Annotated in this window: 11 protein-coding genes; 5 read left to right on the top strand and 6 right to left on the bottom strand. The window is 59.3% G+C overall.

Features of this window, described 5'->3' with window-relative positions:
- Positions 1-168 precede the first annotated feature (168 nt).
- Both aceB and aceA read right to left on the bottom strand, forming a co-directional pair.
- Positions 169-1,755: a malate synthase A gene (gene aceB, locus H559_RS0106805; protein WP_034640105.1), complete on the bottom strand. Its 1,587-nt coding sequence runs from the start codon at positions 1,753-1,755 to the stop codon at positions 169-171.
- 82 nt (positions 1,756-1,837) lie between these two features.
- The gene (gene aceA, locus H559_RS0106800) at positions 1,838-3,118 is read right to left on the bottom strand and encodes an isocitrate lyase (protein WP_028452085.1); all 1,281 of its coding nucleotides are present in this window, start codon (positions 3,116-3,118) and stop codon (positions 1,838-1,840) included.
- A gap of 177 nt (positions 3,119-3,295) precedes the next feature.
- Between aceA and grpE the strand changes: the two genes are divergently transcribed.
- The 3 genes from grpE (at position 3,296) to dnaJ (ending at position 7,115) form a co-directional block, all read left to right on the top strand.
- Positions 3,296-3,832, top strand: a complete 537-nt coding sequence (gene grpE / locus H559_RS0106795) for a nucleotide exchange factor GrpE (RefSeq protein ID WP_028452084.1) — start codon at positions 3,296-3,298, stop codon at positions 3,830-3,832.
- A gap of 126 nt (positions 3,833-3,958) precedes the next feature.
- Positions 3,959-5,905, top strand: a complete 1,947-nt coding sequence (dnaK, locus tag H559_RS0106790; protein ID WP_028452083.1) for a molecular chaperone DnaK — start codon at positions 3,959-3,961, stop codon at positions 5,903-5,905.
- 82 nt (positions 5,906-5,987) lie between these two features.
- Positions 5,988-7,115: a molecular chaperone DnaJ gene (dnaJ, locus tag H559_RS0106785; RefSeq protein ID WP_028452082.1), complete on the top strand. Its 1,128-nt coding sequence runs from the start codon at positions 5,988-5,990 to the stop codon at positions 7,113-7,115.
- Positions 7,116-7,194: 79 nt separating this feature from the next.
- Here dnaJ and H559_RS0106780 read toward each other — a convergent pair whose 3' ends face one another.
- The 3 genes from H559_RS0106780 to H559_RS19270 all read right to left on the bottom strand — a co-directional run bounded on the left by H559_RS0106780 (position 7,195) and on the right by H559_RS19270 (position 9,151).
- Positions 7,195-7,515 carry an NINE protein gene (locus tag H559_RS0106780; RefSeq protein WP_028452081.1) on the bottom strand — a complete coding sequence of 107 codons (321 nt, stop codon included), beginning with the start codon at positions 7,513-7,515 and terminating at the stop codon, positions 7,195-7,197.
- Positions 7,516-7,520: 5 nt separating this feature from the next.
- A complete protein-coding gene (locus H559_RS0106775; RefSeq protein ID WP_028452080.1) occupies positions 7,521-7,871 on the bottom strand; it encodes a DUF4870 domain-containing protein in 351 nt (116 codons plus the stop codon).
- A 158-nt stretch (positions 7,872-8,029) separates the two neighbouring features.
- Entirely contained in the window at positions 8,030-9,151 is a 1,122-nt protein-coding gene (locus tag H559_RS19270; RefSeq protein WP_051279028.1) for an ABC transporter substrate-binding protein, read from the bottom strand.
- A 350-nt stretch (positions 9,152-9,501) separates the two neighbouring features.
- Between H559_RS19270 and coaD the strand changes: the two genes are divergently transcribed.
- Positions 9,502-10,002 carry a pantetheine-phosphate adenylyltransferase gene (gene coaD / locus H559_RS0106765; protein ID WP_028452079.1) on the top strand — a complete coding sequence of 167 codons (501 nt, stop codon included), beginning with the start codon at positions 9,502-9,504 and terminating at the stop codon, positions 10,000-10,002.
- Between the two features lie 23 nt (positions 10,003-10,025).
- Here the strand turns inward: coaD and H559_RS21540 are convergent, their stop codons facing one another.
- Complete coding sequence (locus tag H559_RS21540) at positions 10,026-13,697, bottom strand: bifunctional diguanylate cyclase/phosphodiesterase (RefSeq protein ID WP_155845326.1); 3,672 nt, start codon at positions 13,695-13,697, stop codon at positions 10,026-10,028.
- Between the two features lie 112 nt (positions 13,698-13,809).
- On the opposite strand from H559_RS21540, the gene H559_RS0106755 reads away from it, so the two are divergent.
- Complete coding sequence (locus H559_RS0106755) at positions 13,810-14,751, top strand: class I SAM-dependent methyltransferase (RefSeq protein ID WP_028452078.1); 942 nt, start codon at positions 13,810-13,812, stop codon at positions 14,749-14,751.
- Positions 14,752-14,753 lie beyond the last annotated feature (2 nt).

Below are 14,753 nucleotides of genomic sequence, written 5' to 3'. Positions count from 1 at the left end.
TTCTAGCGGGCTGGCCTGCTGGCGGCCAGAATCCTTCCAAATCCTTACAGAGAGTGTTGCTTGTGGGCGCTGCGCTGCTGGCATAAGAAACGGATGGCTGGGTATTGCCAGCCATCCTTTGTCAAAGAATGCCTCCCGGTTTATGGGGGGGGTATTGTGGCGCCGCCATTACGCCAGCCGTGCATAGCCAGGAAGTGTCAGGAATTCGACGAATTCTTCGCTGGTGGTGAGCTGGTCGAACAGTCTGGCCGATTCGTCCAGGGTAGCGGCATATTTGCCTGCGGCCCGGATTTTGCCTACTTCATCCGGCAGCAGAGTGTGGAATAAGGCACGGTCAATCTTGCGGCCATCATCGAGTACGCCCTTGTCGCTGCGCAGCCATTGCCAGATTTGCGAGCGGCTGATTTCGGCCGTGGCAGCGTCTTCCATCAGGTTGTGGATGGGCACGCATCCCTGCCCGGTAAGCCAGGAGGCCAGGTATTGCACGCCGACCGAGATGTTGTTGCGCAAGCCTGCCTCGGTGATCGGCGCTTCAGGCTGGAAATCGAGCAGATTGGCGGCGGTGACCGCGACATCGCTGCGCTGCCTGGCAATCTGGTTGGGCGCGTCGCCCAGCACTGTATCCCAGGCCGCCATGGCTACGGGCACGAGCCCCGGGTGCGCCACCCAGCCGCCGTCATAGCCATCGCCCGCATCGCGCTCCTTGTCGCTCCTGACTTGCGCAAGTGCCTTTTCGTTGGCGACGGGGTCGCTTTTTACCGGAATGTAGGCGCTCATGCCGCCGATGGCAGGCGCATTGCGCTTGTGGCAGGTTTGCAGCAGCAGCAGCGAGTATGCCCGCATGAAGGGAGTGGTCATCGTGATGCGGCTGCGCTCGGCGAGGCAGAAGCCTTCGCGCGAGCGGAATTTCTTGATGCAGCTGAAGATGTAATCCCAGCGGCCGGCATTCAGGCCCGCCGAATGGTCGCGCAATTCGTAGAGAATTTCGTCCATCTCGAAGGCGGCAAGAATGGTTTCAATCAGGACCGTGGCCTTCATCACGCCATGAGGAGCACCCAGATAGGATTCGGTAAAGGTGAGCACATCGTTCCACAGGCGCGCTTCAAGATGTGATTCCATCTTGGGCAGATAGAAATAGCAGGATGAGCCCTGTTCCAGCTGGTATTTCAGATTGTGGAACGCGACAAGGCCGAAGTCGAACAGGCTGCCGGACATGATTTCACCGTCGACAGTGACGTGTTTTTCATCGAGATGCCAGCCGCGTGGCCGCAGTACTAGCGTGGCAGTGCTTTCGTTGAGCGTGTATTCCTTGCCTTCCGGGCTGGTATAGGCAAGTGTTCTGCGATAGGCGTCGATCACATTCTGCTGGCCTTCGATCTGGTTCTGCCAGGTCGGTGTGTTTGAATCCTCAAAGTCAGCCATGAACGATCTGGCGCCGGAATTGAGCGCATTGATCATCATCTTGCGCTCGACCGGCCCCGTGATTTCCACGCGACGGTCAAGCAGGTCGGCCGGCAGCGGAGCAATGGTCCACTTTCCAGCTCGGATGTCAGCCGTTTCCGGCAGAAAGTCCGGCGATTCGCCGGCGTTCAGGGCTGCCTGGCGCTTGGCTCGCGCAGCCAGCAGGGCTTGGCGCTGGGGTTCGAATTTGCGGTGCAACTGGCCCAGAAAATACAGCGCATCCTGCGATAGGATGGCGGCCTGCTGCGCGTTGGCTGCCAATGGCGCCTTTACACCAACAGGGGTATTGTTCATTGTGCTTTTCCCTATAAGGCTTTGACATGGATACGCCTGCCGGTATTTCCGGCAGGCGTTATGGTGCGATCTGCTGCGGTGTTCAGTGGAACTGCGCTTCCTCGGTCGAGCCGGTCAGCGCGGTCGTCGAGCTCTGGCCCTGCTGGATGACCTGCGTGACCTGGTCGAAGTAGCCCGTGCCGACCTCGCGCTGGTGTTTCACCGCAGTAAAGCCACGGTCAGCGGCGGCGAATTCGGCCTGCTGCAATTCGACAAAGGCCGGCATGCCCTCGCGTGCATAGCCGTGAGCCAGATTGAACATGCCGTAGTTCAGCGCATGGAAACCGGCCAGCGTGATGAACTGGAACTTGTAACCCATCGCGCCCAGCTCGCGCTGGAATTTGGCAATCGTTGCGTCGTCCAGGTTCTTTTTCCAGTTGAACGACGGCGAGCAGTTGTAGGCGAGCATCTTGCCGGGGAATTTCGCGTGGATGGCCTCGGCGAACTTGCGGGCGTAGTCCAGATCGGGCTTGCCGGTTTCACACCACACCAGATCGGCATAGGGCGCATAAGCCAGCCCGCGGCTGATCGCCTGCTGCAGGCCTGGCATCGTGCGATAAAAGCCTTCCGGTGTGCGCTCGCCGGTACAGAAGGGTTTGTCATTGTCGTCGACGTCACTGGTCAGCAGGTCGGCCGCTTCGGCATCGGTGCGTGCCACCAGAATCGTCGGCACGCCCATCACATCGGCGGCCAGCCGGGCTGCCACGAGTTTTTCGACCGCTTCGCGGGTCGGAACCAGTACCTTGCCGCCCATGTGCCCGCACTTCTTCACACTGGCGAGCTGGTCCTCGAAGTGCACGCCGGCGGCGCCGGCTTCGATCATGGCCTTCATCAGCTCGAAGGCATTGAGAACGCCGCCAAAACCAGCTTCGGCGTCGGCCACGATGGGCGCATACCAGTCGATGCTGTCGTCACCCTCGGCGTGGTGGATCTGATCGGCGCGGGCAAAGGTGTTGTTGATGCGGCGCACAACCTGCGGCACCGAATTGGCCGGATAGAGCGACTGGTCGGGATACATTTCACCGGCGATATTGGCGTCGGCGGCGACCTGCCAGCCGGACAGATAGATGGCCTTGAGCCCTGCCTTGACCTGCTGCATGGCCATATTGCCGGTCAGCGCGCCCAGCGCATGCACATAGGGCTGCTCGTGCATCAGTGCCCACAGCTTGTCGGCGCCGCGTCGGGCCAGCGTGTGTTCGATCAGCACGGTGCCGCGCAGGCGCTCGACATCTGCAGCGGAATAGGGGCGCTGGATGCCTTGCCAGCGCGGGTTGGTGCTCCAGTCCTGCTGCAGTTGGGCAATGCGTTGTGCGGCGTTCGTCATGGCGGTCTCCCGTGGAATCAGTGAGTTACCCATCCATTGAAGCAGAAAAATATTGCGCTGCAACAACAATATTCTGATGACGATGATTGCTGCGGGTGATGGAAAAAGCATCATCAATCCCCTTGAAATGGGCAGGGTTATCCCCATGTGCTGTCCTGACCCGATTTGGAGGACAGCATGACTAACGAAGAACTGAATGCATCGACCGCACAAGCCCCGGATCTTGAGGCTGTTGCTGGCGAATCCGCGACGACTCCTACCCTGGACGAGCAGCTCAGCAATGCGCTGGCTGAACTTGAAAAGGCCAAGCAGGACGTGATGTATGCTCGCGCGGAGGGTGAAAACATCCGCCGTCGCGGTCTGGAAGAAATCGACAAGGCGCGCAAGTTTGCCGTCGAAAAATTCGCCCGCGAATTGCTGGCGGTGAAAGATGCGATGGAAATGGCGCTGCTTGATAACAGCGGCAATTTCGATGCGATGAAAATGGGCGTTGATCTCACCCACAAGGCGCTGGTTTCCGCGTTCGAGAAATTCGAGCTCGTCGATATTGCCCCGGCGGTGGGCGACAAGCTCGACCCGAATCTGCACCAGGCCATTTCTGCCGTTCCTGCGGATCAGGAAGCCAATACGGTTGTGACCGTGATGCAGAAAGGCTATTCGCTGGCCGGCCGCGTGCTGCGCCCGGCAATGGTTGTGGTTGCTGCAGCCAAATAGCAGTGCGCGATGCCGGCACTTGAATAGCTGCCTGTCATCCCCATTTCCAGAACAAGGTTAATTGAAGCGATTGGCCAATACGGTCAATCCTGTAATTTGTCATCAGATTTTTTGAGGTAGAACATCATGGCCAAGATCATCGGTATCGACCTGGGTACAACCAACAGCTGTGTTGCCGTCATTGAAAACGGTCAGCCCAAGGTTATTGAAAACGCCGAAGGTGCGCGTACCACGCCTTCCATCATCGCCTATCAGGAAGACGGCGAAATTCTGGTTGGCGCGCCCGCCAAGCGTCAGGCAGTGACCAACCCGAAGAACACCCTGTATGCGGTCAAGCGCCTGATCGGTCGTCGTTTCGAAGACAAGGAAGTGCAAAAGGATATCGACCTGATGCCTTTTGCGATTACCAAGGCCGACAATGGCGACGCCTGGGTTTCGGTGCGCGACAAGAAGCTCGCTCCGCCGCAAATTTCCGCCGAAGTGCTGCGCAAGATGAAGAAAACCGCCGAGGATTATCTTGGCGAAGAAGTAACCGAAGCCGTCATCACTGTTCCGGCCTACTTCAACGACAGCCAGCGCCAGGCGACCAAGGACGCCGGTCGCATCGCCGGTCTGGAAGTCAAGCGCATCATCAACGAGCCGACTGCCGCTGCGCTGGCATTCGGCATGGACAAGATGGAAAAGGGCGACCGCAAGATCGCCGTGTATGACCTTGGTGGTGGTACTTTCGATATTTCCATCATCGAAATCGCCGACGTCGATGGCGACAAGCAATTCGAAGTGCTGGCCACCAATGGCGACACCTTCCTCGGCGGTGAGGACTTCGATCAGCGCATCATCGATTACATCATCGGCGAATTCCAGAAAGAACAGGGCATCAACCTGAAGCAGGATGTGATGGCGCTGCAACGCCTGAAGGAAGCCGCTGAAAAGGCCAAGATCGAACTGTCCTCCAGCGCGCAGACCGAAATCAACCTGCCGTACATCACCATGGACGCTACCGGTCCGAAGCACCTGGTGCTGAAGATCACCCGCGCCAAGTTCGAATCGCTGGTCGAAGACCTGATCGAGCGCTCCATTGCTCCGTGCAGCGTGGCACTGAAGGATGCCGGCCTGAAGGCCTCCGACATCGATGACGTGATTCTGGTCGGTGGCCAGACCCGCATGCCCAAGGTCATGGACAAGGTGAAGGAATTCTTCGGCAAGGATCCGCGTCGTGACGTGAACCCGGATGAAGCCGTGGCCGTTGGTGCGGCAATCCAGGGCGCCGTGCTCGGTGGCGACCGCAAGGACGTGCTGCTGCTCGACGTAACCCCGCTTTCCCTCGGCATCGAAACCCTGGGTGGCGTGATGACCAAGCTGATCCAGAAGAACACCACGATTCCGACCAAGGCATCGCAAACCTTCTCGACCGCTGACGACAACCAGAGCGCTGTAACCATTCACGTGCTGCAGGGCGAGCGCGAAAAGGCCTCGGCCAACAAGAGCCTCGGCCAGTTCAATCTGGGCGACATTCCGCCAGCACCGCGCGGCGTGCCGCAGATTGAAGTAACCTTCGACATTGATGCCAACGGCATTCTGCACGTGGGTGCCAAGGACAAGGCGTCCGGCAAGGAAGCCAAGATCACCATCCAGGCATCTTCCGGTCTGTCCGAAGCCGAAATCGAAGCCATGGTGCGCGATGCCGAGCTGAATGCGGAAGAGGACAAGAAGCTGCATGAACTGGTTACTGCCAAGAATCAGGCCGAAGGCATGATTCACTCGGTGAAGAAGATGCTGACTGACGCCGGCGACAAGGTCGACGCCGCTGAAAAGACCAAGATCGAAGCTGCGATCAAGGATCTGGAAGACGTGGTGAAGGGCGACGACAAGGACGCCATCGAAGCCAAGACTGCTGCCTTGACCGAAGCCAGCCACAAGGTTGCCGAAGCCATGTATGCCCAGGCCGGCGCCGCTGGCGGCGAGCACGGTTGCGGCAATGGCGACTGCGCTGGCGATTGCCACGATGACGGCAAGAAAAAGGACGACGGCAACGTGGTCGACGCCGAATTCACCGAAGTCAAAGACAAGTAATTCCGGCTAATCACCAGGGCACAGAAACGCGGGGCGGCAGCCCCGCTGTTTCCTGTGCCCTTGTGTCTCTGTGGTGAAAACAATGGCAAAAAAAGACTTTTACGACATCCTTGGCGTCAATCGCGACGCCAGTGATGACGAAATCAAGAAGGCCTACCGCAAGCTGGCGATGAAATATCATCCGGACCGCAATCCGGACAGCAAGGAAGCGGAAGACAAGTTCAAGGAAGCGAAGGAAGCCTACGAGATCCTGTCCGACAGCCAGAAGCGTGCCGCCTATGACCAGTATGGCCATGCCGGTGTAGATCAGCAGGCCGGGATGGGCGGTGGCGGCTTTGGTGCCGGCGGTTTCTCGGATGCCTTTTCCGACATTTTTGGCGACATTTTCGGCGGTGGCGGCCGGGGTGGTGGTCGCTCCAACGTTTATCGTGGTGCAGACCTGCGTTACAACCTTGAAATCACGCTGGAAGAGGCCGCGCGCGGCGTCGAAAAGCAGATCAAGATTCCGTCGCATGACGAATGTGATACCTGCCACGGCACGGGCGCCAAGCCGGGTACCGAATCAAAGACCTGCCACACCTGTGGCGGCCATGGTCAGGTGCGCGTGTCGCAAGGTTTCTTCAGCATCCAGCAAACCTGCCCGACGTGCCACGGCAGCGGCAAGTACATCCCGGACCCCTGCCGCAAGTGCCACGGCACGGGCCGCGTGCAGACCACCAAGACCCTGGCGGTGAAAATTCCGGCGGGGGTCGACGAGGGTGATCGCATCCGTCTGTCCGGCGAGGGCGAGGCGGGTGTCAATGGCGGTCCTCCGGGCGATCTGTATGTGGTCATGCACATTAAGGCGCACAGTGTGTTCCAGCGCGAAGGCAACGATCTGCATTGCGAAATGCCGATCTGCTTTGCCACGGCCGCACTGGGTGGCGAGATCGAAATCCCTACGCTCGATGGCAAGGCCCGCATCAGCATCCCGGCTGGTTCGCAGACTGGGCAGGTGTTCCGCCTGCGCGGCAAGGGCATCAAGGGCGTGCGCTCGAGCCTGACGGGCGATCTGATGTGCCATATCGTGATCGAAACCCCGGTCAATCTGACCAGCCGGCAGAAGGAACTGCTGAAGGAATTCGACGAAATCGGTCGCGGCGAGTCCGACAAGCAGAATCCGCGTGCCAAGTCCTTTATGGACAAGGTGAAGGATTTCTTCGCGGGTTGATGGGTATGTGTCTATAGCCATTCATTCGAAATGGCTGCGGATCAATACGTGATCGGGTAAATAAAAAGGGTGACTGCGGTCACCCTTTTTTGCCGTCGGCTGCGGCAGGCGGAGGGTCCAGCTTGCCCAGCAGGATCAAGAGCAGATCGATGTGCATCCAGACAATGGCAATCGCCATCGGGATGAAGGGCAGCAGCAGTGCCTGCACCCAGTCCGGCCAGCTGTTGCCCGGCGGCAGCGCTGCCAGTGCCTGCCAGCCCCAGAGCATGCCGCCCGTCATCAGCAGGAAAATCAGCCCGCCACTCAGATGCCGCTGCACGTAGAAGCGGTGTACGCCGAACATGCCGGCCAGCGCACACAATAAAAGCGCCCGCAGGCGCTTTTGATTGCCAGCTTGCATCCGGATTACTTGATCAGACGCAGGCAGAAGGGCACGCGATAGACCTGGCCCTTGCTTGCAGCAACGGCGCCCAGAATGCAGAACACCAGGTTGGCGATCAGCAAGGCGGGCAGCAGGATCAGACCGATCAGCACAACCATCAGTGCACTGCAGATTAGGCCCGCAATGAAGGCTGTAATTGCCCAGTTCAGCGCTTCCTTGGAGACTTCCTGAACGAAGGCATCATCTTTCTTGACCAGATACATGATCAGCGGAACGAGCCAGCCGAAAAAGATCGCGCCGACCCAGACCAGCAGGGCCATGTTGTTGGATTCCGAATTGCCGGAGACCGGTGCGGGTTGCAGGTTATCGCTCATTACTTTACTCCCGGATGATTTGATTGTATGGAAATTGCGCAGTCAGCAGATGGTAGAAGTGAGGCGGGTGTAAGGTCAAGTACGTATAGGGTATTGAGTGATGCGCGCCACGCTGACGTGGCGCACACTGCTGTGTTTTTGGCTTCTTGCTGCTGAAGCTATCGCGTCAGGCCGCCAGCCGGAGCGACCATGGTGAGTTCCACAAAGCTGGAGCCAGCGCGTTTGCCGTTGCTGTAATCGACGACAAAACCGCCCAGATCATAGCGCCCCAGTGCCTGCATGGCTTTCAGTACACCCTCGCGATTGGGCGTCTTGCCAGCGCGCTTGAGTGCCTCAACAGTCAGCTTGGCTGAAATGTAGCCTTCTAGCAGCGCATAGGACGGATACTCGCCCTTGTTCAGCATGGCTGCCGAGTCAGCCTGGAATTCGCGGATCAGCCGCAGGCGGGCATCGTTCGGGTAGGGGTAGACCTGGCTGATGCCAAGGCCGTGTGCCAGCTTGCGGGTAATCGCCTTGTCGACTTCTTCGTATTGCACAGGCGACAGGGTGTAGAGCTGCGAGCTGGCGCCCAACTCGCGGTACTGCTTGACGAATTTGGCGGCGGGTTGCGAGACGGCAATCAGCAGTACCACTTCCGGATTGAGTTTTGCCATGGTCTTGGCTGCAGCACCAACATCGCCGCTGTTCTTGTCATACCGCGCTTCGCCGACGGCGCTCAGTTTGCGTTTGGCAAGCGCGGCCTTGGCGGCTTCAAGGCCGTCCTGGCCGAATGCATCGCTTTGCGCAACCAGTCCGATCTTGGTGACACCAAGGTGAGTGGTCAGCAGCTGGATGGTTTTGTCGACTTCTTCCGCATAGCTGGCGCGGGTGTGGAACATGTTCGGGTTGTTGCGCAGGCTTTGTGCGCCCGAATAGATGCCGATCAGTGGCAGTCCGGCATTTTCCAGCGTGCGGGACTGGCTCAGTTCAAGTCCGCTGCCGCTGCCGAAGTAGGAAACCAGCGCCGCAACATTGTCGCGCTCGATAAAGGTGCGGGTATTGGCGACGGCGCGTTTGGCATCGTAGGCATCATCAAGCACGATGTGGTTGATCATCTCGCCATTGATGCCGCCTTGCGCATTGACGCGGCTGAAGTAGAGCGATGCGCCGATGGCCAGTGCCTTGCCGGTGTCGGCCGCGATCCCGGTGGTTGGCACGGACTGGCCGATGTTGATGTCTGCCATGGCCATCGAAGTCAGGGACAGGGTGGCACAGAAAATCAGATGGCGGATCACGGTCATGCACTCCTTCTACCAGGGTATTGAGAAGCTGATTCTCCCACCGTCAACACGCTCCGGGCAAAGTCCGGTGCAAACCAGTGCATGAAAATCAAGACTTGTCTTTCGTTTGCCTTCGTTTTCCCGGCAATACAGGGGAAACCGGAGGCTGGTTATTCATGAAACTGCCCAGCAAGAGACATGCTGGCGCTTGTAGCCGTACAGCGATGTGCATCCGGCAAAGCCGGTCATGCAACCGGTAGCCACTGCCAGTGTTGCTGCAAGTGGTGCGGCTGCGACGGTTGTCAGCTCCGGTCATCATAATTAAATGTTTGCTAATGGTATAGTGTCGGCTCATGCAAGAGGAAAAAGTGATGCGTAGAGCCGTCTATGCCGGAAGTTTTGACCCGCTGACCAATGGTCATTTGTGGATGATCGAGCGTGGCGTCAGCCTTTTCGACGAAATGATCGTCGCCATCGGCGAGAATCCGGACAAGCGCTACACCTTCAGTACCGCAGAACGGGTTGAGTTGCTGCGGGATGGCCTGCAGCACTTGCCCAAGGTGCGCATCGAGGTTTTTGAGAACCGCTATCTGGTTGATTTTGCCCGCGAACGCCAGGCTCATTACATTCTGCGCGGCATCCGCGAAGCGGCCGATTACGAGTACGAACGCAAGATGCGATATGTGAATGCCGACCTGGCGCCGCATATCGACACGGTTTTCCTCATGCCGCCACGCAGCATCGCCGAAATCAGCTCGACAATGGTAAAAGGACTGGTTGGCCCGCTGGGCTGGGAGCAGGTGGTGGCGCACTATGTACCACCACCGGTTCTGCAGCATCTGGTGCGCTGGCAGGCTGCCGGCGGCAAGTAAACACATCCGGCCGGAGCCGGAAATCAGTCGGTCAGTACGTTGTGCGGTGGCGCGATGAGCGGCTCGTTCTGGCTGCTGCAGATCAGCCAGGGCAGGCATTCCTCGGCGGCCAGTGGCCGTCCGCAGAAATAGCCCTGGATTTCGGCGCAACCAAGCCGGTGCAGCTGCAGCAGTTCGGCCGGCGTTTCCACCCCCTCGGCCAGCGTGGTCAGTCCCAGTGCCTTGGCCAGGCTGATGATGGCGCGCACGATGGCCCGGTTGCGCTCGTCACTGAGGTTCATCACGAAACTGCGGTCGATTTTCAGTTTCGATACATCCAGATCTTTCAGATAGGAAAGGCACGAATAGCCGGTACCGAAATCGTCGATCGATACCTGTACTCCCATACTGCTGAGCGTATTGAGCGTACGCCGGCACAGTTCGGCGTCGTTGAGCAGTACCGATTCGGTGAGTTCCAGCTCCAGACAGTGCGGCGGCAGACCGGTTTCGGCCAGCGTTTCGCTGACCAGTTGTGCCAGATTGCCACGGCTGAACTGGATCGCCGACAGGTTCACCGCCAGTGTGAGCTCCGGATAGCCGGCGTCCAGCCATTCGCGCATCTGCCGACAGGCTTCATGCAGGACCCACGCACCGATATCCAGAATGAAGCCGGTTTCTTCGGCCAGCGGGATGAATTGTGCCGGTGAAATCGCGCCTTTCTGCGGGTGGTGCCAGCGAACCAGTGCTTCGAAACCGACCAATAGGCCGCTTGCCAGCTCGATCTGCGGCTGGTAGTGCACCTGCAGCTCGCGATTGTGCAAGGCCTGGCGCAGGCGGGCATCGAGCTCCAGCGGGTCCTGCGCGGCGTCGCTCGCCGTGTTGCGATAAAAACGGTAGGTATTGCGCCCTTCCTGCTTGGACAGATACAGCGCGGTGTCGGCACGCTGCTGCAGCTGTGTGAAATCGTCACCATCGTCCGGATAAAGGCTGATGCCGATGCTTGCACCACTGTGAACAGCCCGGCCAGACAGATGCAGCGGCATGGCCATCACGTTCAGGATGTTCTGTGCAATCTCAGCTGCATCTGCCGCATTCTGCAGGCTGAGCATGACGAGGAATTCATCCCCGCCCAGTCGGGCAACGGTATCGCTCTCGCGCACGCAATCATGCAGGCGCGCGCCGACCAGCTGCAGCAGCATGTCGCCGGTCGGGTGCCCCAGTGTGTCGTTGACGAGCTTGAAGCGGTCGAGATCGATGAAAAGCAGCGCTAACTTGCTCTTGTGCCGCTCGGCCAGCGCGCGTGCCACATTGAAGCGATCGGCCAGCAGCAGGCGGTTGGGAAGTCCGGTCAGCGGATCGTGATACGCCATGTACTCGATCTGTGCCTGCTGGCGCCTGCGCTCGGAAATGTCGGTGATGACTGCCACGTAATGACTGATCTGCTGCTGTGCATTCTGCACGCAGTTGACCGACAGGCTGATCGGCAACGCCCGGTTGCCCGGACGGCGCAAGGTCAGTTCGCCCTGCCATGCATGATTGATGCCCAGCAGATAGCGCTGCTTGCGGTAATCATCCGGCCGGTCCAGCTGGAACAGGCGCTGGGCATGCATGCCCGGCAGCGAGGCCGGGTCAATACCGCTCAGGAGACTGAACGCGCGATTGGATTTCACGATGCGGAAATGTGCATCGGTTATCAGCACGCCTTCGCTGTTGCTGTCGAAGACGGTTGCTGCCAGCTGCAGTTCTTTCTGGGCAAGCTGCTGTTCGGTGATGTCCTCGCCAATGGCGATCGTGCCGATGACCTGTCCGCTAGAGTTGCGCCGCAGGGAATTGTGCCAGCGGATCTGCCGCAGACTGCCATCATGGCTGCGGATCGGATTTTCATGCACGGCCGGCAGGCTGGATGTGGCGATGGCATTCTGGAAGGCGCTGCGGATGCTTTCTTCCGGCGGGACGAACTCATCGAACCAGTTGCGCCCGGCCAGCTCCGCGACCGTATAGCCGACCAGCCGAGCCAGGTGCTCCGAGCAGAAGGCAATCCGCCCTTCGGCATCCAGAATCAGCGTGATCAGATTGACGCTGTTGAGCGTTTCGCTGAGTTGTTGCTCAATGGCGCGCAATTCGGCAACGGTGCGGCGCTCTTCGGTCACATCAAGGTGCGTCCCCAGCATGCGGCGTGGCTGCCCGTTCGGATAACGCTCGACAATCTCGCCGGAAGACAGGATATGGCGATATTCTCCGTGGCTGTCGCGCAGGCGGAATTCCTGCTGGTAATGCGCAATCGCACCTTCGAGATACTGGTGCAGATAGGTTATGACCCGCTCGCGGTCGTCCGGATGAAGCCGCTCGCTGAACCCCTGTGCATCCTCGCTGAAATGCTCGACCGGATAGCCCGGTTTGCGGGCATGTTCGCGGTTGATGCGCACGCTGTTGTAGTTTTCCAGGATTTCATATTCCCAGATGCCGATCCGGCTGGCGCTGATGACCAGCTGCATGCGCTTGCGGTCAGCCTGCCAGGCCTGCTGCAGGCGCAACTGGTGCAGGACCAGCCAGCAATCGCGCCCGAGGTCTTCCAGCAACTGCCGGTCAACCTCGTCATAGGCGCGAGCCTTGCCGCTGACGCACAGCAGCATGATTTCATTGCTGCTGCCATTGATGCGGACCTGCAATTGGTGCTGGCCGACCAGGGTAGGACTGGTTTCACCGAGGGCAATCATCGCCGTCGAGCTATCGGTCAGTGTGCAAGCCAGCTGCTCGACTTCCTGCAATAGTGTCGCTTCACTGATTTCGCTGCCATTGCTTTGCAGGAACAGCATGTGTTCGGCGCGGCGGCGGTTGCGCTGGCTGGCCGTTTTTTGCCGCATCTGGCTTGTGATGTCGACAAAATGGACGATGACTTCGCTGAGCACGCCCTGGTTGTCGTAACGCGGGAAGGCATCGGTCAGGCACCAGATGAGCGGGCGGCCGTCATGATGGGCAATGCCATAGATGACTTCCTGCACCGGCACGCCGCTGGCAATGACGAGCCGGTTCGGATAAAGCTCGACGGGGAGCGGTCTGCCTTCTTCATCCAGCAGATCCCAGTTGCGCGCCAGCTCTGTCGTTGGCACGTTGATCTGTTCGGGCGTCAGATCCAGCAGCGCGCCCGCCATCGGATTGAATTCGGTGATGCGGCCGTCCGGTGCATGGCAGAGGATGCCGGTGCGCAGCGCCGCAAGCAGTGCGCCGGCCCGCTGCTCTGATTGCTCAAGCGCACGGGAGCGCTCCTGCACAGCGGCTTCAAGGCGTTCCATGTAGTCCGCTGCCAGCTGGCGAGCGCCGACTTCCTGATCGATATTGCGCAATCCCAGTGCGATGCCCGGTGCGGCCGGATAGATCTGCACGCGATAGGTGTGGGTTTCGTCGCGGAAGGCCAGATTCTGTTCGAGGCGCAGCGGGGCTTGCCGCAGCTGCACTTCCTTCAGCAGGCTGAAAAGCGTCTCCCGATCGGCGCTGTTATTCCAGTCTCGGCGGATCTGGCGGCCCTGCAGCAGGCGGATGTCGCCCAGTTGCAGTTCACGCACGGCGGCATCATTGGCAAATACACAGCAGAAGTCGGTGATTTCGCCAGCTTCATCGCGCACCGCATCGAGCAGCAGCAGCGCGTGCGGGCCCTCCGTCATGGCGCGGGCGAGACGGGTATCGAAGCAGGAAGGGCAGGAAGCGGTATTGGACACTGTGTGGTGATCGGCAGTCAGGCTAGGGGAAACACATTAGCGATTTCTTAATCCGTCAAGCATATCGCCTAGGCTGGTAGAATTCCATTTTTATGTCCGGATATGCATCTTTATGGCCGACATCGCCAGCTTTCGAAACCGCCTGCTCAAGAATTATCGCCACTGGGGCAAATGGGCGCGGCGCCAGGGGCTCGAGGCATTCCGCATCTATGATCGCGATGTGCCCGAGTTTCCGGTCATCATTGATTGCTACGGTGCGCGCGTGCACCTGCAGGAATTCGACACCGGCTGGCAGCAGAGCGAGGAAGAGCACGCGCAGTGGCTGGCTGATCTCTGTGCTGCGACTTCCGAGGTGCTCGGCATTCCTGCTGAAGCGGTCGTGCTCAAGCGGCGCGAGCGCCAGAAGGGGACCGAGCAGTATGAAAAAACCGGCGAGAAGGGCGAGGATTTTGTCGTCACGGAAAATGGCCTGAAATTCTGGGTCAATCTCGGTGCCTATCTCGATACCGGCCTCTTTCTCGATCATCGCAACACGCGCAAGCGGGTGATGATGGAGGCAGCCGGCAAACGTTTCCTCAACCTCTTCAGCTATACCGGTGCGTTCACCGTCTACGCCGCCGCCGGCGGTGCACGTGAATCGGTGACGGTTGACCTGTCGAATACCTATCTCGACTGGGCCGGGCGCAATTTCGAGCTCAACGGCATGGATCAGGCGCGGCACCAGCGCGTGCGCGCCGATGTGTTCCAGTTTCTGCAGAACGCGATGACCGATCGCGAGCGCTTCGACCTGATCGTGATGGATCCGCCGAGCTTTTCCAATTCCAAGAAAATGATCGGCGTGCTCGATGTGCAGCGCGATCATGGCTGGCTGGTCGAGTCGTGTCTCGAATTGCTCAACCCGGGCGGGGTGCTGTACTTCTCGAACAATCTGCGCACGTTCAGGCTCGACGACCACATCGCCCCCCTGTGCGAGGATATCTCAGTGCAATCGGTGCCGGATGACTTCCGCAACAAGCGCATCCATCAGTGCTGGCGTTTCGTGAAACAGGGCTGAGC

Source organism: Chitinilyticum aquatile DSM 21506 (assembly GCF_000430805.1).
In the GTDB taxonomy this organism is placed as follows: Bacteria; Pseudomonadota; Gammaproteobacteria; order Burkholderiales; family Chitinibacteraceae; genus Chitinilyticum; species Chitinilyticum aquatile.
This window is presented reverse-complemented; position numbering and strand designations above follow the sequence as displayed.